Source organism: Dactylosporangium vinaceum, from assembly GCF_019904175.1.
Classification (GTDB): Bacteria; Actinomycetota; Actinomycetes; order Mycobacteriales; family Micromonosporaceae; genus Dactylosporangium; species Dactylosporangium vinaceum.
In genome coordinates this window covers 9,459,266-9,479,631 of the sequence record NZ_CP061913.1, presented here as the reverse complement: position 1 = coordinate 9,479,631, position 20,366 = coordinate 9,459,266, and the positions used below count along the sequence as shown (strand labels likewise).

Annotated in this window: 19 protein-coding genes; 16 read left to right on the top strand and 3 right to left on the bottom strand. The window is 72.0% G+C overall.

Going from position 1 to position 20,366, the window contains the following annotated elements:
• Window positions 1-10: 10 nt before the first annotated feature.
• Genes Dvina_RS42355 through Dvina_RS42345 form a run of 3 tightly spaced genes read left to right on the top strand, consistent with a single transcriptional unit; the run spans window position 11 to window position 3,152 of the window.
• Window positions 11-1,480, top strand: a complete 1,470-nt coding sequence (locus Dvina_RS42355) for a hypothetical protein (protein ID WP_223096102.1) — start codon at window positions 11-13, stop codon at window positions 1,478-1,480.
• Between the two features lie 5 nt (window positions 1,481-1,485).
• Window positions 1,486-2,502: a sensor histidine kinase gene (locus Dvina_RS42350; protein ID WP_223096100.1), complete on the top strand. Its 1,017-nt coding sequence runs from the start codon at window positions 1,486-1,488 to the stop codon at window positions 2,500-2,502.
• Window positions 2,499-3,152 (top strand): response regulator, encoded by a 654-nt coding sequence (locus Dvina_RS42345; RefSeq protein ID WP_223096098.1) that lies wholly within the window; start codon window positions 2,499-2,501, stop codon window positions 3,150-3,152. Before Dvina_RS42350 ends, Dvina_RS42345 begins: the two co-directional genes overlap by 4 nt.
• Here Dvina_RS42345 and Dvina_RS42340 read toward each other — a convergent pair.
• Window positions 3,149-4,519 carry an MDR family MFS transporter gene (locus Dvina_RS42340; protein ID WP_223096096.1) on the bottom strand — a complete coding sequence of 457 codons (1,371 nt, stop codon included), beginning with the start codon at window positions 4,517-4,519 and terminating at the stop codon, window positions 3,149-3,151. The genes Dvina_RS42345 and Dvina_RS42340 overlap by 4 nt on opposite strands.
• Window positions 4,520-4,605: 86 nt before the next feature.
• Between Dvina_RS42340 and Dvina_RS42335 the strand changes: the two genes are divergently transcribed.
• The 10 genes from Dvina_RS42335 to Dvina_RS42290 all read left to right on the top strand — a co-directional run bounded on the left by Dvina_RS42335 (window position 4,606) and on the right by Dvina_RS42290 (window position 14,918).
• A complete protein-coding gene (locus Dvina_RS42335; protein WP_223096094.1) occupies window positions 4,606-5,193 on the top strand; it encodes a TetR/AcrR family transcriptional regulator in 588 nt (195 codons plus the stop codon).
• Between the two features lie 241 nt (window positions 5,194-5,434).
• The gene (locus tag Dvina_RS42330; RefSeq protein WP_223096081.1) at window positions 5,435-6,646 is read left to right on the top strand and encodes a glycoside hydrolase family 5 protein; all 1,212 of its coding nucleotides are present in this window, start codon (window positions 5,435-5,437) and stop codon (window positions 6,644-6,646) included.
• Window positions 6,647-6,699: 53 nt separating this feature from the next.
• On the top strand, window positions 6,700-7,623 hold the full coding sequence (locus Dvina_RS42325; protein ID WP_223096068.1) for an alpha/beta hydrolase family protein: 924 nt from the start codon (window positions 6,700-6,702) through the stop codon (window positions 7,621-7,623).
• A gap of 100 nt (window positions 7,624-7,723) precedes the next feature.
• Window positions 7,724-8,935, top strand: a complete 1,212-nt coding sequence (locus tag Dvina_RS42320; protein ID WP_246655677.1) for a substrate-binding domain-containing protein — start codon at window positions 7,724-7,726, stop codon at window positions 8,933-8,935.
• A gap of 64 nt (window positions 8,936-8,999) precedes the next feature.
• Entirely contained in the window at window positions 9,000-9,743 is a 744-nt protein-coding gene (locus Dvina_RS42315; RefSeq protein WP_223106021.1) for an ABC transporter ATP-binding protein, read from the top strand.
• Window positions 9,740-10,459: an ABC transporter ATP-binding protein gene (locus Dvina_RS42310; RefSeq protein WP_223096066.1), complete on the top strand. Its 720-nt coding sequence runs from the start codon at window positions 9,740-9,742 to the stop codon at window positions 10,457-10,459. Before Dvina_RS42315 ends, Dvina_RS42310 begins: the two co-directional genes overlap by 4 nt.
• An 85-nt stretch (window positions 10,460-10,544) precedes the next feature.
• Window positions 10,545-11,432, top strand: a complete 888-nt coding sequence (locus tag Dvina_RS42305) for a branched-chain amino acid ABC transporter permease (protein ID WP_223096064.1) — start codon at window positions 10,545-10,547, stop codon at window positions 11,430-11,432.
• Window positions 11,429-12,451: a branched-chain amino acid ABC transporter permease gene (locus tag Dvina_RS42300; RefSeq protein ID WP_223096062.1), complete on the top strand. Its 1,023-nt coding sequence runs from the start codon at window positions 11,429-11,431 to the stop codon at window positions 12,449-12,451. Before Dvina_RS42305 ends, Dvina_RS42300 begins: the two co-directional genes overlap by 4 nt.
• Window positions 12,452-12,638: 187 nt before the next feature.
• On the top strand, window positions 12,639-14,246 hold the full coding sequence (locus tag Dvina_RS42295) for an MFS transporter (RefSeq protein ID WP_246655676.1): 1,608 nt from the start codon (window positions 12,639-12,641) through the stop codon (window positions 14,244-14,246).
• A gap of 60 nt (window positions 14,247-14,306) precedes the next feature.
• Window positions 14,307-14,918: a TetR/AcrR family transcriptional regulator gene (locus Dvina_RS42290; RefSeq protein WP_343217063.1), complete on the top strand. Its 612-nt coding sequence runs from the start codon at window positions 14,307-14,309 to the stop codon at window positions 14,916-14,918.
• 95 nt (window positions 14,919-15,013) lie between these two features.
• On the opposite strand, the gene Dvina_RS42285 is transcribed toward Dvina_RS42290, so the two are convergent.
• Window positions 15,014-16,936: a helix-turn-helix domain-containing protein gene (locus Dvina_RS42285; RefSeq protein ID WP_223106019.1), complete on the bottom strand. Its 1,923-nt coding sequence runs from the start codon at window positions 16,934-16,936 to the stop codon at window positions 15,014-15,016.
• A gap of 11 nt (window positions 16,937-16,947) precedes the next feature.
• Entirely contained in the window at window positions 16,948-17,709 is a 762-nt protein-coding gene (locus Dvina_RS42280; protein ID WP_223096048.1) for a 3-hydroxybutyrate dehydrogenase, read from the bottom strand.
• 140 nt (window positions 17,710-17,849) lie between these two features.
• Here Dvina_RS42280 and ruvC point away from each other — a divergent pair, with 140 nt between their 5' ends.
• From ruvC to ruvB, 3 genes are all read left to right on the top strand, one after another.
• Window positions 17,850-18,362: a crossover junction endodeoxyribonuclease RuvC gene (gene ruvC, locus Dvina_RS42275; RefSeq protein ID WP_223096046.1), complete on the top strand. Its 513-nt coding sequence runs from the start codon at window positions 17,850-17,852 to the stop codon at window positions 18,360-18,362.
• A complete protein-coding gene (gene ruvA / locus Dvina_RS42270; protein WP_223096044.1) occupies window positions 18,359-18,961 on the top strand; it encodes a Holliday junction branch migration protein RuvA in 603 nt (200 codons plus the stop codon). The genes ruvC and ruvA overlap by 4 nt, the downstream gene beginning before the upstream one ends.
• Window positions 18,962-19,206: 245 nt before the next feature.
• Window positions 19,207-20,265, top strand: coding sequence for a Holliday junction branch migration DNA helicase RuvB (gene ruvB / locus Dvina_RS42265; RefSeq protein ID WP_223096042.1), 1,059 nt, complete (start codon window positions 19,207-19,209; stop codon window positions 20,263-20,265).
• The last annotated feature ends 101 nt before the right edge of the window (window positions 20,266-20,366 follow it).

The following is a 20,366-nucleotide window of genomic DNA, read 5'->3' as shown; positions in this document are numbered from 1 at the left end:
AGTGTCGACAATGCAGACCCTGAAGCGCCGGCCGGCCGCGACCGGTCCGCGGCGCAAGAAACGACAGCGCCCGAAGATCTCCCGCAAGCGGCTGCTGGTGGCCGCCGCGGCCGCGTTCCTCCTGGTCATGCTGGGCCGCTCGCTGCTGCCCGCGCTCGGCATCCAGACCCCGAGCCTGGGCGAGGGCGACGCCGAGCCGACGCAGGTGCAGACCAAGGCCCCGCCGGCGCCGACTATCGACCTGAACGGGGTCATGGTGCAGGGCGGCGGCGCCGCGATGATCACCCTGAACCCGGGCCTGGTCCGGCTGGGCGGCACGGTGACGGTGCAGGGCTCGGGCTTCGACCAGGGCTCGATGGTCGACGTGTACCTCGGCCCGTCCTCGGCTCCGCAGCAGCCGGGCCAGGCGCGGCCGCCCAGCGGGGCCGCCGCGGCGAAGCCCAAGCAGGTCGCCACCGCGAAGGCCGGCAAGTGGGGCGTGTTCACGGCCAACTTCACGTTCCCGAACACGATGACCACGCCCGTGCAGGAGGTCACCGCCCAGGCCCGCGGCGGCGACAAGGTGGCCAAGGCCGACGCCGCGGTCGCCCAGGGCGCCGGCCAGGCGACGCTCTCGGCGGTCGTCGGCAAGCCGGGCGACACGATAACCCTGACGGCCAAGGGCTTCGCGCCGGGCGAGCAGCTCAACGTGTTCTGGGGCCGGATCAACGGCGACCCCAACCTCACCCTCAAGGCCGACGAGGGTGGTTCCGTGGGTAAGACGCCGATCAGAGTTGGCGTCACGGCGGTCGGCACGACCAGTCTGGTCGTCGTGGGCAAGACCAGTGGGGCCGCGGCGAGCGCACCGTTCCAGGTGCTGCGGCTGTACCCGTCAATCAAACTCGCCCCGTACGCGGTCAAGGCCACCCAGAAGATCACCTTCTCCGGCGGCGGCTTCGCCCCGGGCGAGCGGGTCCTGGTGCGCCTGAACGCGGCCGGCGGCCAGCCGGTCATGGCGGTCCAGACCGACGACGCCGGCACGTTCAAGGGCGCCGGGATCGTCATGCCGTTCCAGCTCAAGGGCGCGCAGTCGCTGGTGTTCACCGGCGAGCAGAGCCGGGCCTCGGTCTCCAGCGGCTTCACGATCCTGCCGTTCACGCCGCAGGCCCGCACCAACGCATACGGCGGACTGCCCGGCACGGTGGTCAACTTCTACGCCACCCAGTTCGCGCCGAACGAGGCCGTGCACGTCACCGTGAAGACGGCCAAGGGCGCGAAGCCGGAGCTCGTGGCCGCGTTCCGGGTCGACGCGAAGGGCGCGGCGCGGGCGGTCGGGCAATACACGGTGCCCGGCGACACGGAGGACACCGTCGTCTTCCAGCTCCACGGCCAGCGCAGCGACGCCACGGCCACGGTCAACTTCAAGGTCGACAAGTCGGGCGGCCCGGTCGACATCCCGTCGGCCAAGCCGTACGTGGTCCCCAAGGATCTGGAGAACTGAGGCCGGTGTACTGGCAGGCGTTCCGCGCCGCCCCGGAGGCGTTGCTCGTCCTCGACGCCTCCGGGGTCGTCCGGCTGGCCAGCAGCGCCGCGGAGACGTTGTTCGGGCGCGACCCGGCCGCGCTGTTCGGCAGTACAACCGCCGAGCTTTTCGCCGTTGCCCCGGTCTTCGGCGCCGCTGACGGCGCAGTCCCGGCCGTCATCCGGCGGCCCGGCGGGGAGACGCTCCCGGTCGACGTCCAGGTCCGCACGCTGGAGGGCGACCCCAGCGGCATGCTGTCGCTCGCCGTCGAGGAGCGCGGGAGCACCGTCCGGGCCGGTCTGGAGCAGCGCATCGCCCGGCTGACGCTCACCGGCCAGGAGCAGGGCGAGCTCCTGGGTGACGTGATCGTGACCCAGGAGCGCGAGCGGGCCCGCATCGCCGCCGGCGTGCACGACGACAGCCTGCAGGTGATCACCGCGGCCACGCTGCGCCTGCAGCACCTGCGCCGGCGCCTGCACGACCCTTCGGACCTGGCCATCCTCGACCGGCTGGAGGACTCGCTGGTCCAGGCGGCCGCGCGGCTGCGCCGGCTGATCTTCGACTTCCGCCCGCCGCGCCTGGCCGACGACGGGCTGGCCGCCGCCGTTTCCGACCTGCTCGACGACCTCGCGGACGAGCACTCGATCGTGGTGCGGGTGCAGTCGCTGCTGCGGGCCGAGCCGGCGCTGCCGACGCGGCTGCTGCTGTTCCGGATGCTGCAGGAGGCGGTGGCGAACGTCGGCAAGCACGCGGGCGCGGACCGCTGCACGGTGATCCTCGGCGAGGAGGACGGCGGCTACCTGGTCCGCGTCATCGACGACGGCGTCGGCGCCGAGAACCTGCACACCGACCCCGGCCACCTGGGCCTGCTGCTCATGCGCGAGCGGGCCGCGCTGGCCGGCGGCTGGTTCCGCATCAGCAGCCTGCCGGGCCGCGGCACGACCGTCACGTTCTGGGTGCCGCGCGGCGCCGATCTCGAGTCCAAGGGGGCAGGACCGTGAGTCATCCGCCGTTCCGTGTGCTGATCGTCGAGGACCATCAGGTCGTCGCCGAGGGCCTGGCCGTCCTGCTCAACGAGCACCCCGAACTGCGCGTGGTCGCACTGGCCGGCCGCGTGGGTGAGGTGGAGCACCTGGCCGACGTCGAGCGCATCGACGTGGTGCTGTGCGACTTCTGGCTCCCCGACGGCACGGGCGCGGAGGCGGTGGCCGCACTCCGCGCCCACCAGCCGGACGTGGCAGTGGTCTTCCTGAGCGCCGACCAGAGCGACCGCGTGATCCTGACCGCCCTGGAGTCCGGCGCCGCCGGCTACCTGGTGAAGAGCGCCGGCGGCGCCGACGTGGCCGAAGCCGTCCGCCGCGCCGTGGACGGCGAGATCCTGGTCCCGGCCCGCCAGCTGGCCAGGCTCCTGGCCCGGCGCCGCGAGCAGGCCCAGCGAACCGAGGAGCACGCCCGCCGCCTGGACAGCCTGACGCCCCGCGAGCGCGAGATCCTGGCGCTGATGACCGAGGGCCGAGACAACCGCGAGATCGCGCGGGAGCTCTCCATCAGCTACACAACCGTCCGCAGCCACGTCCGCCACCTGCTGTCGAAGATGGGCGCCCGCTCGAAACTGGAGGCCGTGGTCCGCGCGGCCGAGTGGGTCGGCTAGCGCTTCGGGAGGGCGACCGCGGGCAGGACGGCCACCGCGGTGATGCCGATCGACCACCAGAATGCGGCCTGGAACGCCGTCGTGGCGCCGTGGCTGATGTGCGACTGCAGGACGACGGCGACGATCGCGGTGCCGAACGAGGCGCCGACCTGCTGGACGATCCGGGTGTTCATTGTCGCGTGCGGGATGTCGGCGCGGTCGGTGTCGCGGTAGGCGACCGACATCGGCGGGATCAGCAGGGTGCCGAGGCCGAGGCCGCGGACCAGCAGGACCGCGCCCAGCCACCACGGGCCGGTGTCCGGGCCGGCCAGGGCGAACGGCACGGTGGCCAGAGCGGTCAGCAGGAAGCCGCCGACCGTCACCGCCCGCGCCCCGAAGCGGTCCACGAGCCGGCCGACCAGGAACCGGGCCAGCAGGGCGCCCACGCCCTGCGGGATCAGCAGCAGCCCGGCGTCGAGCACGCTGTCGCCGCGCAGCTGCTGGTAGTACAGCGGGATCAGGAACATGGCCGCGTACATCGCCGCGCCCGCCGTGAACAGCACCGCTGACGCGCTGCCGAGCGAGCGTTTCCGCATGATCCGGACGTCGACGATCTCCCGCGGTGCAGCGAGGAATGCGGCCAGCAGGGCGGCCCCGCCCAGCAGCGGCACGAGTACCCCGGCGTGAGCGATCCCGCCCTTCTCCGAGAGCTGCGAGAGCCCGAGCAGAATCCCCGCGAGCGCCGGCCCGAGCAGCGCCAGCCCGACCCAGTCGAGGCGGGCGGCCGTCTGCTCGGCCGGCCGGTCGTCGGGCAGGAACCGCGCGGCCAGCCACAGCCCGACCGCGATCACCGGCACGTTGATGAGGAACAGCCACCGCCAGCTCAGCCAGTTGAGGATCAGGCCGCCGACCACCGGGCCGAGGATCGGGCCCAGGGCGATGGGCATGCTGACCGCGGCCATGAGCCGGCTGCTGACCCGCCCACCGGCCGCCCGCACGGCCAGGGTCTGCATGAGCGGGAAGATCAGCCCGGCGCCGAAGCCCTGCAGCACCCGAAACCCGATCAGGCTGACGTCGTTCCAGGCCGCCGCGCAGAGCACCGAGGCCAGCACGAACAGCACCAGGGCGGCCAGCCAGACCCGCTTGCCGCCCCAGCGCCGCTCGGCCCAGCCGGTGATCGGGATGGCGACGGCCATGGCCAGCAGGAAGCCGGTGGTGACCCACTGGATCGCGTCGGTGGTCGAGTCCAGCTTCACCACCAGCGTGTGGATCGCCAGCGTCACCATCGTCGAGTCGAGGATCGCCGCCATCCCGCCGACGACGAGCGCCAGCAGGGCACGCTTCACCGTCGGCGACAGCTTCGCCTCGGCGGTCTCGGTCACGGTCATGTCTCACTCCACGTAAGAGAGGAATCCATCTCTTAAGAAGGTAGGGCTCGAGAATAAGAAATGCAAACCTTCCCTATACTGGCGGCATGACGCCCCAACGCCGCCGCGGTCCCGAGCTGGAGGCCGCCATCCTGGACGCCGCCTGGGACGAGCTGGTCGCGGCCGGCTATGCGCGGCTGACGATGGAGTCGGTGGCGACCCGGGCCGGCACCGGCATCGCCGTGCTCTACCGCCGCTGGGCCAACAAGGACGAGCTCGTGCTGGCCGCGCTGGAGCACTACCGGACGTCCCACCCGGTGGCGCTGCCGGACACGGGCACGCTGCGCGGCGACCTGCTGGCCGCGCTGACCGGCATGGGCGAGGCGCGGGCGGCGTTCTTCGCCATCACGGCGGCCGCCGCCTTCTCGGGGCTGCTGGCCGGCACGGGCCTGACCCCGTCCCAGGTCCGCGACCGCATGCTCGGCGATCAGCGGCTGATCCGCATCTCCACCATCTACCAGAAGGCCCACGACCGCGGCGAGATCGACCTGGCGGCCATCCCGCCCGCGGTGCTGGCGATGCCCTTCGATCTGGTTCGCCACGACCTGCTGATGGACCTGAAACCCGTCGACCCGGCTCGCATTCGGGCCATCGTCGACGAGCTCTTCCTCCCGCTGGTGGCCCGCCCGGCCTGACCGCCGCGGTCCGGCCGGTGCCACCTACCGGAAAGCGCCGGGCCGGGCGCGGGGCCGGTCGTCCCGCACCAGGTTCCGCGCTGCGCACCGGCCGGCTCCGGCGCGATCGCGCGCCGCCGGCGGGTCGGGGTCGCGCAAATGCAGGAGGCATAAAACCGGCATTCGTACGCTGACCGGAAATGTCGGTAATCCGTAAGGTTTGGACCTGCTCCGCCGTCAAGTGTGAGGACAGGTCAGCTCTATGAGTCGTACGCGCCTCTACTGGATCGCCGCGCTCGTCGTAGTCGTGGTTGCCGGGATCGCGCTCGTGCCGGTGCTCGGCCGGGACCGGGACCGGACGGTCCATCCCGAGTCGGCCCGGGCCGGGCAGCGACTGCAGATGCCGTTGCACGCCGAAGGGTCGAAGATCGTCGACGCCCGGGGGGAGACGGTGACGTTCACCGGCGTCAACTGGTTCGGGCTGGAGACCAACACCTTTGCGCCGCACGGGCTCTGGTCGCGCAAGCTCGACGACATGCTCGACCAGATGGCCGGGCAGGGGTTCAACTCGATGCGGCTGCCGTTCAGCAACGAGCTGTTCGACGCGGCATCGAAGCCCAACGGTGTCGACTACGCGCTCAACCCGCAGCTCAAGGGGCTCACCGGGCCGCAGATCATGGACCGGGTCGTCGAAGGGGCCACCAAGCGCGGCATGATGGTCATCCTCGACCGGCACCGGCCGACGTCGCAGGGCCAGAGCAACCTCTGGTACACCGACAAGGTCAGTGAGGACCGCTGGATCGCCGACTGGGTCATGCTGGCCAAGCACTACCGGGACAACCCGCTCGTCGTCGGCGCGGACCTGCACAACGAGCCGCACGGCGAGGCCACCTGGGGCGACGGCAACGCCAGGACCGACTGGCAGGCCGCCGCGCAGCGGGCCGGTGACGCGGTGCTCAAGGCCAACCCCGACTGGCTCATCGTCGTCGAGGGCATCGAGTCCTACAAGGGCAACGGGTACTGGTGGGGCGGCAACCTGCAGGGCGCCAAGGACCACCCGGTGAAGCTCTCCGACCAGTCCAAGCTGGTGTACTCCGCGCACGACTACAGCCCCAAGGTCTGGTCGCAGCAGTGGTTCACCGACCCCGCGTTCCCGGCCAACATGCCGGCGCTGTGGGACAAGCAGTTCGGGTACCTCGTCAAGAGCGGCACCGCTCCGGTGCTGATGGGTGAGTTCGGCGGTCGTTCGGTGGCCGAGAAGGACGCCCAGGGCAACCGGGACCTGGAAGGGATCTGGCAGCGCAACCTCGTCGCGTACCTGAAGGAGAACGGGCTCAGCTACACGTACTGGGCCTGGAACCCGAACTCCGGTGACACCGGCGGGGTCCTGAAGGACGACTGGACGACTGTCGACGCCGACAAGGCGGCGCTGCTGAAGACCTACCAGGCGCCGCTGGCCGCCGCCGGGCGGTAACCAGCGCGGCCCTCCTCCCGCTGCTAGATTGGCGCGGGGGGAGGGCCGATCCAATGGTCGAAGTCGATACAGCTGTCGAGAGCGCGGCCGGGCCGCTCAACGCGATCCTCTGCACCCCCGTCGGGCCCGCCCGCGGGGGTCTCGTCTTGTCGGACGGCTCCGGGCCGGCCGACCGGTTCGCCTGGCAGGGTCTGCCGGAGTGGCTCGCCCGGCACGGCATCGCCACCCTCCGCCACGACAAGCCGGGCTGTGGCGGATCGCCCGGCGACTGGCGACGGCAGACACTCGCCGACCGGGCCGCCGAAGGGCTGGCCGCCCTGACCGCACTGCGCAAGCAGGCCGGGGTCGAGCGGGCCGGACTGATCGGGTACAGCCAGGGTGGTTGGGCCTCGCTGCTGGCCGCGGTCACCGGGCCCGAGCAGGTCGACTTCCTGATCACGATCGGTGGGCCCTACGTGGGCGCGGAGGAGCAGGAGCGCGCGCTGCTGGCCCGGGTCATGCGCCGCCGCGGACTGTCCGGCGGGTCGGTCGAGGCCGGGCTGGCCTGGGCAGACGAGCGTGCGGCCCGGCTGCGGGCCGGGGAGGACCCCGCCGAGGTACACGCCGACCAGCACGAGCTCGCCGGGAAGGACTGGGCGGCGGTGGTGTGCGACAGGCCGTACGACACCGTGGAGGAGCTCGGGTTCTTCGCCCGGATGCTGGCCTTCGACCCCGCCGCCGTGCTGCCGTTCGTGCAGTGCCCGCTCATGGCGTTCTTCGGGGCCGACGACGAGCACGTTCCCGTCGAGCGGAGCCTCGTCGTGCTGGGGGAGCGGCTGCCGGGCCGGCATCGCGGCACCAACGGGGTGGCGGTGCTGCCCGGGGTCGGGCACATGCTGTATCCGGTGCCTCCGCGGGATGATCGGCCGCGCTTCGAGCAGCTGTCGCCCGGCTTCCTCCCGACGCTCCAGGCGTTCCTCGATCGAGCGGCCCCATAGGAGTTCGCCGATTCTGTGTGGCCCGGCCACATAGCGACGTGTGTCACGCCACTCCTAGCGTGTGCAACACCCTTAACAAGGCGTTCACACGGAGGAAGCGTTGAGTAGGCAGACATATACGCCGCGGCGGGTGTTGGTCGCGGTGCTGGGACTTTCGGTCGCCGCGGCGTTCGCGTCTGCGTGCAGCAGCCCCCAGGAGGCCGCGAACGAGCCGGCCGGCGACGGCGCCCCGATCAAGGTCGGGCTCGTCTACTCGCAGACCGGCCCCCTCGCCGGCTACGGCAAGCAGTACATCGAGGGCTGGAAGGCCGGCCTGGCGTTCGCGACGAAGGGGACAGGCAAGGTCGGCAACCGGCCCGTGGAGGTCAAGGAGGCCGACGACGCCGGTGACGCGGCCAAGGCCGTCTCGGCCGGCAAGGACCTCATCGGCCAGGGGTACAAGATCCTCGCGGGCAGCACCTCGTCGGCCGTCGCGACCCAGATGGCCCCGCTCGCGGCCCAGAACAAGGTCCTGTTCATCTCCGGCCCGGCCGCCACCGACGCCGTGACAGGCATCAACAAGTACACCTTCCGCTCCGGGCGCCAGTCCTACCAGGACGTCCTCGCGGCCAAGTCCTACCTGCCGGCGCCCTCGGGCAAGAAGGTCCTCGTCTTCACGCAGGAGGGCGCCTTCGGCAAGTCGAACGCCGACGCCGTCAAGGCCGTGATCGGGGGCGCCGGGGCGACCGTCGACACCCTCGCGGTGCCGGCCAACGCCACCGACTTCACCGGGTTCGCCGTCCAGGCCAAGAACGCGAAGGCCGACATGATCTTCGTGGCCTGGGCCGGGACCACCGCCACCACCATGTGGCAGGCCCTCGACCAGCAGGGCGTGCTCGGCTCCGCGCTCGTCGTCACCGGCATCGACCAGCGCGCGTCCTGGCCGACGTTCGGCGCGGCCGGCGGGAAGATCTCGCTGCTGGCGCACTACTTCGACGGTGCGAGCGACAACCCGGCGACGGCCGCCCTCCGGCAAGGGGTGAGCGGCGGCAAGATCGACCTCTTCAACCCGGACGGCTTCACGGCGGCCCAGATGGTGGTGCGGGCGGCCCAGGAGGGCGGCGACGACGTCGACAAGATGGTCACCGCGCTCGAGGGGTACTCCTTCGACGGCGTCAAGGGCCGGCTGACCGTCCGCAAAGAGGACCACGCGCTGCTCCAGCCGATGTTCCAAGGCAAGTTCAGCGGCAGCGGTACCGACCTCAAGCCCGACCTGATCAAAGCGCTGGACCCGGCCGACGCCACCCCGCCGGTCGCGCAGATGAAGGGCTGAGCGGTTGTCGAGCGCACCCGTACCGGTGGCCGGGAGTGTCCACGCGGACGCCCCGGCCATCGGCCTGCTGAGCACGCGCCGCCTGACCTGGAAGGTGGGCGGGGTCGCCATCGTGGACGGCGTCTCCATCGACCTGGCCGCCGGCGAGTTCCTGGCCGTGATCGGGCCCAACGGCGCCGGCAAGACCTCGCTGTTCAACCTGATCACCGGGCTGCGCAAGCCGTCGGACGGCTCGGTGTCGCTCGACGGGCAGGACGTGACCCGGCTGCCCCCGCACCGGCGGGCTCGGCGGGGCCTTGGACGTACCTTCCAGTCGTCCTCGGTCTTCAATGCCCTTTCCGTCGCGGCGAACGTCCGGCTGGCGGTGCAGGCCCGGCGGGGCGGCTCGATGCGACCCTTCCCGCTGCCCGGCCGCGACCGGGACGTGGCCGAGCGGGCCGACCGGGTGCTGTGGCGGGTCGGGCTCGACGACCGCGCGGACGCGCTCGCCGGCACCCTCGCCCACGGCGAGAAGCGCAAGCTCGAGATCGCGCTGCTGCTCGCCGGTGAGCCACGGGTGCTGCTGCTGGACGAGCCGATGGCCGGGGTCAGCGCCGAGGACGTGCCCGGCCTGGTCGCCCTGATCCGCACGCTCACCCGCGAGGAGAAGCGCAGCGTGCTCATGGTGGAGCACCACATGGACGTGGTACTCGACCTGGCCGACCGGGTCGCCGTGATGCACCACGGTGCGCTGCTGGTGTGCGACACCCCGGACGTCGTGATGGCCGACCGGACCGTCCAGGAGGCGTACCTGGGGGAGAAGCTGTGACGATCCTCGACATCGCCGGCCTCGACGTGCGCATCGCCGGCTCGCACATCCTGCAGGGCGTCACGTTCGGCGTGGCCCCGCAGGGCGTGACGGCCCTGCTCGGGCGCAACGGCGTCGGCAAGACCACAACGCTCAAGGCGATCCTCGGGCTGCTGCCGCGCGGGGCCGAGGTGACCGGCGACGTGCGCTTCGCCGGCGCCCCGATCACCCGGAGACCGACGTTCGAGCTGGTGCGGGGCGGGCTCGGCTACGTGCCCGAGGACCGCGGTGTCTTCGCCGGCCTCACCGTGGCCGAGAACCTCCGCCTGGCCGAGCGCCCCGGCGCCGCACCCGACTACGAGCGCGTGTACGGCCTGTTCCCCGAGCTGCAGCGGCGCGGCAAGCAGCGGGCCGGCACCCTCTCCGGCGGCCAGCAGCAGATGCTCGCGATCGGCCGGGTGCTGCTCAACCCCAACCGGCTGCTGCTCATCGACGAGCCGACCAAGGGCCTCGCGCCGAAGGTGGTCGGCGAGGTCGCGGCCGCCCTGCACGCGGTCGCCCAGGTGGTGCCGATGCTGCTCGTCGAGCAGAACCTGGCCGTCGTGCGCCGCCTGGCCCGCGACGCCGTGGTCATCGCCGCCGGCCGGGTCGCCTACACCGGCCCGGCCACCGACCTGCTCGACTACACCGAGAAGACGAAGGCGCTCCTCGGCGTCGGAAAGGGCCACCAGTCATGAGCGGTACGGAGCGCAGCGGAGTGGCCGCTCATCATCGGCGCAGTGCTGGCTCAGGCCGGCGCCGGAGCGCAGCGGAGGTGACGGCATGAGCACGTTCGTGCTGCTCACGTTGACGGGTCTCGGATTGGCGGCGCTCTACTTCCTCGTCGCCTCCGGGCTCGCCCTGGTCTTCGGCCTCGCCGACGTGCTCAACTTCGCCCACGGCCTGTTCCTCTCGGTGGGCGCCTACGGCACGTGGTGGGCCGCGACCAACCTGCCCGGTGCGGGCGGGAGCGGCTGGGGGTTCGTCCTGGCCGTGCTGTTCGGAGTCGTCTGCGGGACCGTCGTCGCGGCCCTCGTGGAGCTGGTGCTGATCCGGCCGCTCTACCGCCGCACGATCGAGCAGGTCCTGGTCACCGTCGGCCTCTCGCTGGCCGGGGTGGCGCTGCTGCAGGCGGCGTGGGGCAGCGACCCAAAGCCGTATCCGCGTCCACAGTGGACCCAGCGGCTGACCACGATCGCCGGGGCGCGCGTGCCGAACGACCGGTTCCTGCTGATCGGCGCCGCGGTCGTGGTGCTGCTGGGATTGCTGGCGCTGTTGAAGTACACCCGGATCGGTCTGGTCATTCGCGCGGGCGTCGAGGACCGCTCGATGGTCACCGCGCTCGGCATCGACGTCCGCCGCGCCTTCACGCTCGTCTTCGCGCTCGGCGGCGCGGCCGCGGCCCTGGCCGGCGCGCTCGGCGGCGTCTACACGGGGGCGATCTCACCGACCGGCGGCAGCTCCCTGCTCATTTTCGGGTTCATCGTCGTCGTGATCGGCGGCATGGGCTCGGTGACCGGCTCGGCGTACGCCGCTGTCGCCGTCGGGCTGCTCCAGCAGTTCGTCAACTACACCTCGCCGGGCCTGGGCGACATCTGCGTCGTCGCGCTGCTGGCGGTCGTGCTGCTCGTCCGTCCACAGGGGATCACCGGGAAGGTCGCGACCTCATGAACTGGGCACTCCTGCGCCGCTGCGGGCCACTCGTCGCGCTGGTGGTCCTGGCGGCGCTGCCGTACTGCGGCCTGAGGCTTCCGGGCCTCTTCGACTCCGCGGTCAACGCCCCCGGCACGCTGCAGCTGCTGGCGCTCTGCCTCGTGTTCGGCGCGCTGGCGATGGGGTACGACCTGCTCTTCGGCCGCACCGGCATGCTGTCGTTCGGCCACGCGCTGTACTTCGCGGCCGGGGTGTACGGCACCGACGTCCTCGTCACCAAGGCCGGCTACGGGCTGTGGACGGCGATCCTGCTCGCCGTCGTCGGCACCGCCACCCTGGCCGCGCTCCTCGGCGCGGTAGCGCTGCGCACCGGCGGGATCGCCTTTGCCATGGTGACCCTGGCGTTCGCGCAGGTCGCCGCGATCACGATCGGCCGCAACCCGGGCGGCGCCACCGGCGGCGAGGAGGGGCTGCCGATGGCCACCGAGAAGGTGCCGCACTTCCTGGTGGGCGTGGCGAACACGGTCAACCTGTACTGGCTCGCCCTGGGCGTCCTCGTCGTCACGGTGCTCGTCGTGCACTCGATCGCCGGCTCGCCGGCCGGGCGGGTCCTCGCGGCGATCCGCGACGACGAGCGCCGGGTCGGGGTGCTCGGCCTGGACCCGTACCGCTACAAGCTCTTCGCCTTCACCGTCGCCGGCGGCCTGGCCGGGCTCGCGGGCGCGATGTACGCGCTGCTCATCGGCGGGGCGACCCCGCACATCGCGGCCTCCGACCAGACGCTGACCCTGCTGGTGATGGTGGTGCTCGGCGGCCCCGGGACGCGCTGGGGGCCGCTGCTCGGCGGGTTCCTGTTCACGTACCTGGACTTCCGGCTGGCCGCGCTCGGCGACTCGTTCCCCGGCCCGCTGTCGCAGCCGCTGTTCGTCCTCGGTGGAATATTCATCCTGGCCGTGTACTTCTTCCCCGGCGGCCTCGCGGGGCTGCGGACCCGGCTCGGGCCCCTCGCTCGCTGGATGCCCGCGCGGCGGTCCTAGCGCTGCGCGCCGGGGGCTGGGTTATTCCGTTTATGACGATGATGTGACGGGCCGCACTTTTGAATACGAGACGGTTCCGTATCGGCGTGGTGGGGTCTACGTTGATACGGAACAGTTCCGTATCGTTATCGCGTTCCGACGCGGCCCGCTGTCGGCGGACCGCGTTGCGGCCAGGGGGATCAGCATCGTGAGCGCAACCACCCAAGCACCTGCACCAGCCAACGCCGGACATCCTCGCCGCTGGGCGATCCTCGGCGTGCTCGTCATCAGCCTGCTCGTCGTCGTGCTGGACAACACCGTCCTCAATGTCGCCATGCGCACCATCGCCGACCCGCAGAAGGGCCTGGGCGCGTCCCAGAGCCAGCTCGAGTGGGCGATCAACTCGTACACCCTCGTCTTCGCCGGCCTGCTGTTCACCGCCGGCATCCTGGCCGACCGGCTCGGCCGCCGCATCACGCTGACCGTCGGCCTGGCGCTGTTCGGGATCGCGTCGCTGGTGTCGGCGTACGCCGGCTCGGCCGACCAGCTGATCTGGGCCCGCGCCCTGATGGGCCTCGGCGCCGCGGCGGTCATGCCGTCCACGCTGTCGATCATCGCCAACGTCTTCGACCCGAAGGAGCGCGGCCGCGCGATCGGCGTCTGGGCCGGCGCGGTCGGCCTGGGCGTGGCCATCGGCCCGATCGTCGGCGGCCTGCTGCTGGAGCACTTCTGGTGGGGCTCCGTCTTCCTGATCAACGTCCCGATCGTCGTCGTGGGCCTGGTCCTGGTCAACACCCTCATCCCGGAGTCGCGCGACCCGAAGCCCGGCCGCATCGACTACGTGGGCGTTTTGCTGTCGATCATCGGCCTGACCCTGCTGACCTACGGTGTGATCGAGGGCGGCGACCACGGCTTCGGCCACGTCGAGTCCTGGGGCACGCTTGCCGCGTCGGTGCTGGTCCTGACCGCGTTCGCCCTCTACGAGCGGCGCATCGCCTTCCCGTCGCTCGACGTGAAGCTCTTCGCCAACCGGCAGTTCAGCACCTCGACCGCCATGATCGGCCTGGTCTTCTTCGCGGCCATGGGCATCATGTTCATCAGCGCCTTCTACCTGCAGCTGGTCCGTGACTACGGCCCGCTCGCGTCCGGCGCCCTGTTCGTGCCCTTCGCCGTGGCCCAGATGATCTTCGCTCCGCGCAGCGCCGCCATGGTGAAGCGCTTCGGCCCCAAGGCCGTCGGCACCACCGGCCTGCTGCTCGTGGCCGTAGGGCTGTCCGCGTGGATGTTCATCCAGGCCGACACCCCGATCTGGATCGTCGGCGCGCTGTTCTTCCTGATGGGCGTCGGCATGGCCAACGTGATGCCGCCCGCGACCGAATCGATCATGTCCGCGCTTCCCCGCGAGAAGGCCGGCGTCGGATCGGCCGTCAGCAACACCATTCGTCAGGTCGGTGGCGCCCTCGGCGTGGCCGCCCTCGGGGCTGTCATCTCCTCCGTCTACCGCAGCCACGTCGAGTCGGCCACGACCGGACTGCCGGCCGCGGCGCGCGACGCTGCGAACGAGTCGATCTCCGGTGCATACGGGGTGGCGGCGCACGCCGGGCCCGCCGGGCCGGCACTGATCCAGCACGCCAACGACGCCTTCATCACCGCGATGCACTTCGCGGCGATCGGCTCGGCGGTGTTCGCCCTGCTCGGCGCGCTCGTCGCCGTGCTCGGCCTGCCCGGCAAGCGCCCGGCCGGCGCGCCCGCACCCACCAACGCCGAAGGTCTGGCCGAGGAGCAGGGTGTGGAGCTCGTGGCGGTAGGCGAGTGACGGGGACGGTAGGAAACCGGTGAGTAGCCTCGGTGTGAAAAGTCGGTAACAATGGAGAGCATGACGCTCAGCGCGGACGTGGCGCCTGACCAGGACCGCAAAGGTCCCGGTCGGCCCCGCAGCGCCCGGGTCGACGAGGCCATCGTCGAAGCGGTGTTCGACCTCCTCAGCGCCGGTCAGAGCGCGGACGCCATCTCGATCGAGGCGGTCGCGGCGAAGGCCGGCGTCGGCAAGGCGACGATCTATCGCCGCTGGCCGAACAAGGAGGCGCTGCTGATCGACGCGGTCACGGCGATGAAGGGCCCGCTGCCGGAGCTGCGGGGCGAGTCGGTCCGCGACGACCTGATCACGCTGATCGCCGCGATGCGCAACAAGCGCATGACGGACTACGGCAAGGTCACCGCCTGCCTGATGCCCGAGCTGTACCGCAACCCGGAGATGACCCGCGTCCACCAGGCCGTCTCGGAGCCCCGCCGCGAGCTGATGCGCTCGGTCCTGCGCCGGGGCATCGAGTCGGGCGAGCTCCGCGCCGACCTGGACATCGAGATGATGCTCCTGTGCCTCTCCGGCCCGACGATCGCTCAGAACATGCTCCGCTGGAACCCGAACGTGCCCGACGAGCACTTCGCCGAGCACCTGGTCGACTTCGTCCTCCGCGGAGCGCACGCCTGAGCCCGCACCACCCGCACGACCTGCACGACCCGCCCCGCCACCGGCACCCCCGGCCGGCGGGGCGGCCCCGTTTCCGGCCCGCTGATGTGCTGCTGTCAGGACGAGGCCGAGAGGCGGTGCAGGCGCAGGGCGAGCTGGACCTCCAGGGCGCGCTCCGGCTTCTGCCAGTCGGGGCCCAGGAGCTGGGCGATGCGCTCCAGGCGCTGGGTCACGGTGTTCACGTGGACGTGCAGGAGCTCGGCCGCGCGGGCCAGGCTGCCGCCCACGCCGAAGTACGCCTCCAGCGTCTTCACCAGGGCGGTGCCGCGACGGGTGTCGTAGTCGACGACCGGGCCAATGGTGGCGGCCAGGAAGGACTGCACGTCGCGGTCGCGGCCGTCGGGGGCCGAGCCCAGGAGCAGACCCACGAAGCCCAGTTCGGCGGTACTCGCACCGGTCCCCGTGCGGCCCAGGGCGGTCAGGGCGGTCACGCAGCGGTCGGCGTCGCGATAGGCGGCGGCGATGGACTCGGGTGTCGTGGCGGGGCCGCCCGCGCCGGCGGTGACCGGGCGGGACAGGAGCTTGCCCAGGTCGCGGGCCACCGCGCGGGCGGCGTCGCCCGGTGCGTCGCCGGGGAGCAGCAGGACCACGTGGCCGTCGCGGGCGGCGGCCAGGCCGGAGCGGGTGTGGGCGTAGGTCTGGGCCCAGGACACCGCCCGCTGGCGGATCGAGCCGCCGGTCAGGGCGTCGGCGCCGATCGCGACCACGACGTTGGGAGCGTCCAGGTCGACGCCCAGGCGCTTGGCCCGGGTGCGCAGGGCGTCGGCGTCGCGGACCGGGCGGGTGATGACGTCGTCCAGGAGCTCGCCGCGGACCCGGCCCTCGGCCTCGGCCACCGTGCGGCGGAAGAGCTGCAGCAGGGCGGTGACGACGGCGGCTCGTTCGAGGATGCGCTGGTCGGCGTCGACGAGCGCGGCGTCGGGGCGCATCACCAGGGCACCCAGGTTCTCGGCGCCGGCCACCACCGCGGCCACCCAGAGCTCGCCACGGCGGACGCTGCGGCCCTCGGTGCGGGAGGCGGCCAGCGCCTCGGCGATCGCGGCGGCGTCGGGGCGGGTCAGCTCGCCGACACGGGCCAGGGTGCGGCCCTCGGCGTCCAGGACCAGCAGGGAGCCGCCCAGGACCTCGACGACCACGGCGGCCACGTCCTCGACGCCCGCGCCGCGCAGGACCAGGGCGGTCATACGGTCGTGGGCGGCGGCCGCGCGCTCGACCGAGTCGCTGTGGGCGCGGATGACGCTGTTGGCCGCGGAGAGCTCGGCCAAGGCCTCCTGGGTCTCGCCGAGCAGGCGGGCGGTGTCGATGGCGACGGCGGCGTTGGCGGCCAGGGAGACCAGCAGCGACACCTCCTCACGGGCGAACGGGCGGGCGGAGCGGTTGGCGGCGTAGAGGACACCGATGATCCGGGCGCCCAGGCGCAGCGGCACGCCCAGGATGGCGATCAGGCCCTCCTCGCCCACGCCGGCGTCGATGTCGCCGGTGTGGCGGAAGCGGGCGTCGCGCGGGTAGTCGGCCGTCACGTACGGGCTGCCGGTCTGCGCCACCAGGCCACCGAGCCCCGCGCCCATGGGCAGGCGCAGCGCCTGGAAGTGGGCCGAGATGGAGCCGTCGGTGACCCGCATGTAGGTGTCGCCGCGGGCCTCGTCGTTGAGCGTCATGTACGCCACGTCGGCCCCCAGCAGCGTCCGCGCCCGGTGGACGATGGCCTCCAGCACGGCGTCGAGGTCGCGCAGGCCCGCCAGGTCGCTGGCGGTGTCGAAGAGCCCGGAGAGCTCCTCCTCCCGCCGCCGGCGCCGCTCCAGCAGTGCGCGCACCCGCAGCGCGACGACCTTGGCCTGCTCCAGCTCGGCGATGCGGTCCGGCGGGAGCCCGGCGCCCCGGGCGGCGACGAGCGGGCCCTCGAACTCGACGGCGGCCGCCTCGCGGGCCAGCAGCTCGAGGTATTCCAGCCGACCGCTCCCGGCGTCGTACGCGGGCATCGTCACCTGACCTAGTGTGCGGTCCAGCCGCCGTCGATCGACAGCGAAGTGCCGGTGATGAACCCGGCCATGCCGGTGCAGAGGTACGCGACGAGCTCCGCGACCTCGGCCGGCTCGATCAGCCGCTTGATCGCCGCGCTGGTCAGCATGATCTTCTCGACGACCTCGGACTCCGGGATGCCGTGGGTCCGCGCCTGGTCGGCGATCTGGCCCTCGACGAGCGGCGTGCGCACGTACGCCGGGTTGATGCAGTTCGCCGTCACCCCGTGCGGCGCGCCTTCCAGGGCGACCGTCTTGGACAGGCCCTCGAGCGCGTGCTTGGCGGTGACGTACGCCGCCTTGAACGGCGAGGCGCGCAGCCCGTGTACCGAGGAGATGTTGACGATCCGCCCCCAGTTCCCGGCGTACATGTGCGGGAGCACGCCCCGGACCAGGCGGAAGGGTGCCTCGACCATTACCGACTGGATGTAGGTGAAGCGCTCCGGCGGAAACTCCTCGAGCGCGGCCACGTGCTGCAGTCCGGCGTTGTTGACCAGGACGTCGACGTCGGCGTGGTCGCGCAGGACCCGCTCCACGGAGGCCGGGTCGGACAGGTCGGCCTCCACCGGTACGACATCATCGCCTGTGGCTTGGAACGACAGGTCCACCGCAACGACCTTTGCGCCCGCCGCGGCCAGTCGCACCGCGACCGCGCGGCCGATCCCGCTGCCGGCGCCCGTCACCATCGCGGTGCGGCCCCGCAGATCGAGCGCGACCACATGCTCCGTCGTCATGGCGGAAACGTACGAGCCTTCACGAGCGCGTCCCATGGGGTTTACCCACATACCTTTACCGCACTCGGTGTGTGTGTCGGTCGATCGGCGCGCGCCGGTCGTCCGATAGTGTGTCGAACACACGTTTGAGGGGAGTGGCGGTGCGCGTGCTGGGTGTCGACCCGGGGCTTACCCGATGCGGTGTCGGGCTGGTCGAGGGCTCGCCGGGCCGCCCGTGCAAGCTGGTGCACTACGAGGTCGTGCGCAGCGAGCCCGACCTCGACCTGTCCCTGCGGCTGCTCAACCTCGACCGGCGGCTGGCCGAGCTCGTCACCGAGTTCCAGCCCGAGAGCGTCGCCGTCGAGCGGGTGTTCTCCCAGCACAACGTGCGGACCGTCATGGGCACCGCGCAGGCCGGGGCGGTCGCGATCCTGGCCGCCGCCCGGGCCGGGCTGCCCGTGCAGATGTACACGCCGAGCGAGGTCAAGGCGGCCGTCAGCGGCAACGGGCAGGCGGACAAGGCCCAGGTGACGGCGATGGTGACCCGGCTGCTGCGGCTGGAGGTCGCGCCTAAACCGGCCGACGCCGCCGACGCTTTAGCCTTGGCCATCTGTCATGTGTGGCGAGGCGGTGCGCGCGAGCGCATCAGCGCGGCGTTGAGGAGGACCCGGTGATCGCGAGCGTGCGCGGCAAGGTGGCGGCGGTGTCGCCCGACGGCGCGGTGATCGAGGTCGGCGGGGTCGGGCTGGCCGTCCAGTGTTCCCCGCACACCCTCGCCGAGCTGCGGGTCGGCCAGGAGGCCCGGCTGGCCACGTCGCTCGTGGTGCGGGAGGATTCGCTCACCCTCTACGGGTTCGCCGACGACGAGGCCAAGCAGCTGTTCGAGCTCCTGCAGACCGCCACCGGCGTCGGCCCGCGGCTGGCGCAGGCGGTGCTGGCCGTGCACGCCCCCGAAGTCGTACGCCGCGCGATAGGTGCCGCCGACACGTCCACGCTCACGCAGGTGCCGGGCATCGGCAAGAAGGGCGCGGAGCGGCTGGTGCTGGAGCTGCGGGACAAGATCGGCGCGCTGCCCGGGTCGGGTGGCAGCCTGATCGCCGGCGGTGCCGTGTGGCATGACCAGGTCCGCCAGGCGCTCGTCGGGCTCGGCTGGAACGAGAAGCAGGCCGACCAGGCCGTGGCGGCCGTCGCCGAGCAGCTCGACGGGCAGACCGCCCCGGCCGTACCCGTCCTGCTCAAGCAGGCGATCCGGATGCTGGGCACGATTCGATGACCGGTCCGGAGCTTGCGGAGGGGCCGGTCACAATAGGCGCAGCTCGACGGTCGTGCGCCCGGAGCGGAGCGGAGGGGGCATGACCGGTCCGGAGCTTGCGGAGGGGCCGGTCACAATAGGCGCAGCTCGACGGTCGTGCGCCCGGAGCGGAGCGGAGGGGGCATGACTGGTCCGGAGCTTGCGGAGGGGCCGGTCACAATAGGCGCAGCTCGACGGTCGTGCGCCCGGAGCGGAGCGGAGGGGGCATGACCGATCCGCTGGTCAGTGCGTTTGCTTCGGACGAGGACATGGTCGCCGACCAGTCGGTGCGGCCCAAGCGGCTGGCCGAGCTGATCGGGCAGCACCGGGTCCGCGAGCAGCTCGACCTGCTGCTGCAGAGCGCTCTGCGCCGGGGCAGCCCGCCCGACCACATCCTGCTCTCCGGCCCGCCCGGGCTCGGCAAGACGACCATGGCCATGATCGTCGCGGCCGAGCTCGGCGCCGGGCTGCGGATGACAAGCGGGCCGGCCATCGAGCGGGCCGGTGACCTGGCCGCGGTCCTGACCAGCCTGAGCCTCGGCGACGTGCTGTTCATCGACGAGATCCACCGCATCGCGCGACCGGCCGAGGAGCTGCTCTACAGCGCGATGGAGGACTTCCGGGTCGACGTGGTCGTCGGCAAGGGCCCGGGCGCGACGGCGATCCCGCTCGATGTGGAGCCGTTCACGCTCGTCGGGGCCACGACCCGCAGCGGTCTGCTGACCGGCCCGATGCGCGACCGGTTCGGCTTCGTCGGCCAGCTGGACTTCTACGACCCGGACGAGCTCGAGCTGATCATCGCGCGGTCGGCCCGCATTCTCGACGTGCCGATCACGGACGAGGGCGCTGTCGAGATCGGCCGGCGCTCTCGCGGTACCCCCCGGATCGCCAATCGCCTGCTGCGGAGGGTCCGCGACTATGCCGAGGTGCGCGGCAACGGCGTGGTGGACCTGACCGCGGCCCGGGCCGCCCTGCGCGTCTACGACGTCGACGAGCTGGGCCTGGACCGGCTCGACCGGGCGGTGCTGCTGGCCCTGCTGCGCCAGGGCGGCGGGCCGGTGGGACTTTCCACCCTCGCCGTCGCGGTGGGTGAGCAGCCGGACACCGTCGAGGAAGTCTGCGAGCCTTTCCTGCTGCGATCCGGCCTGATGGCCCGTACTCCGCGTGGTCGTATCGCGACCGCCGGCGCATGGCAGCATCTTGGAATCCCAGGTCCCGCTGGTACCGTCGGGGGCGGAAACCCAGCTGGCGGTTTGTCTTCAACGCCCGGTCTGTTCGATTTGTGACTAGACCGTGACTGACGCCGGTCGCCGTGGTATCCGCCACACCGACTAGACTCGCCGCGATCCGCTGCGCGGACTTCAGATAACTCGACCGGGAAGGCCCA

Bases quoted from the DNA above. Each gene is read 5' to 3' on its own strand.
- Dvina_RS42355 (WP_223096102.1), top strand. From the start codon at position 11: ATGCAGACCCTGAAGCGCCGGCCGGCCGCGACCGGTCCGCGGCGCAAG.
- Dvina_RS42340 (WP_223096096.1), bottom strand. From the start codon at position 4,519: ATGACCGTGACCGAGACCGCCGAGGCGAAGCTGTCGCCGACGGTGAAG.
- Dvina_RS42335 (WP_223096094.1), top strand. From the start codon at position 4,606: ATGACGCCCCAACGCCGCCGCGGTCCCGAGCTGGAGGCCGCCATCCTG.
- Dvina_RS42330 (WP_223096081.1), top strand. From the start codon at position 5,435: ATGAGTCGTACGCGCCTCTACTGGATCGCCGCGCTCGTCGTAGTCGTG.
- Dvina_RS42325 (WP_223096068.1), top strand. From the start codon at position 6,700: ATGGTCGAAGTCGATACAGCTGTCGAGAGCGCGGCCGGGCCGCTCAAC.
- Dvina_RS42305 (WP_223096064.1), top strand. From the start codon at position 10,545: ATGAGCACGTTCGTGCTGCTCACGTTGACGGGTCTCGGATTGGCGGCG.
- Dvina_RS42300 (WP_223096062.1), top strand. From the start codon at position 11,429: ATGAACTGGGCACTCCTGCGCCGCTGCGGGCCACTCGTCGCGCTGGTG.
- Dvina_RS42290 (WP_343217063.1), top strand. From the start codon at position 14,307: ATGACGCTCAGCGCGGACGTGGCGCCTGACCAGGACCGCAAAGGTCCC.
- Dvina_RS42285 (WP_223106019.1), bottom strand. From the start codon at position 16,936: ATGCCCGCGTACGACGCCGGGAGCGGTCGGCTGGAATACCTCGAGCTG.
- Dvina_RS42280 (WP_223096048.1), bottom strand. From the start codon at position 17,709: ATGACGACGGAGCATGTGGTCGCGCTCGATCTGCGGGGCCGCACCGCG.
- ruvB (WP_223096042.1), top strand. From the start codon at position 19,207: ATGACCGATCCGCTGGTCAGTGCGTTTGCTTCGGACGAGGACATGGTC.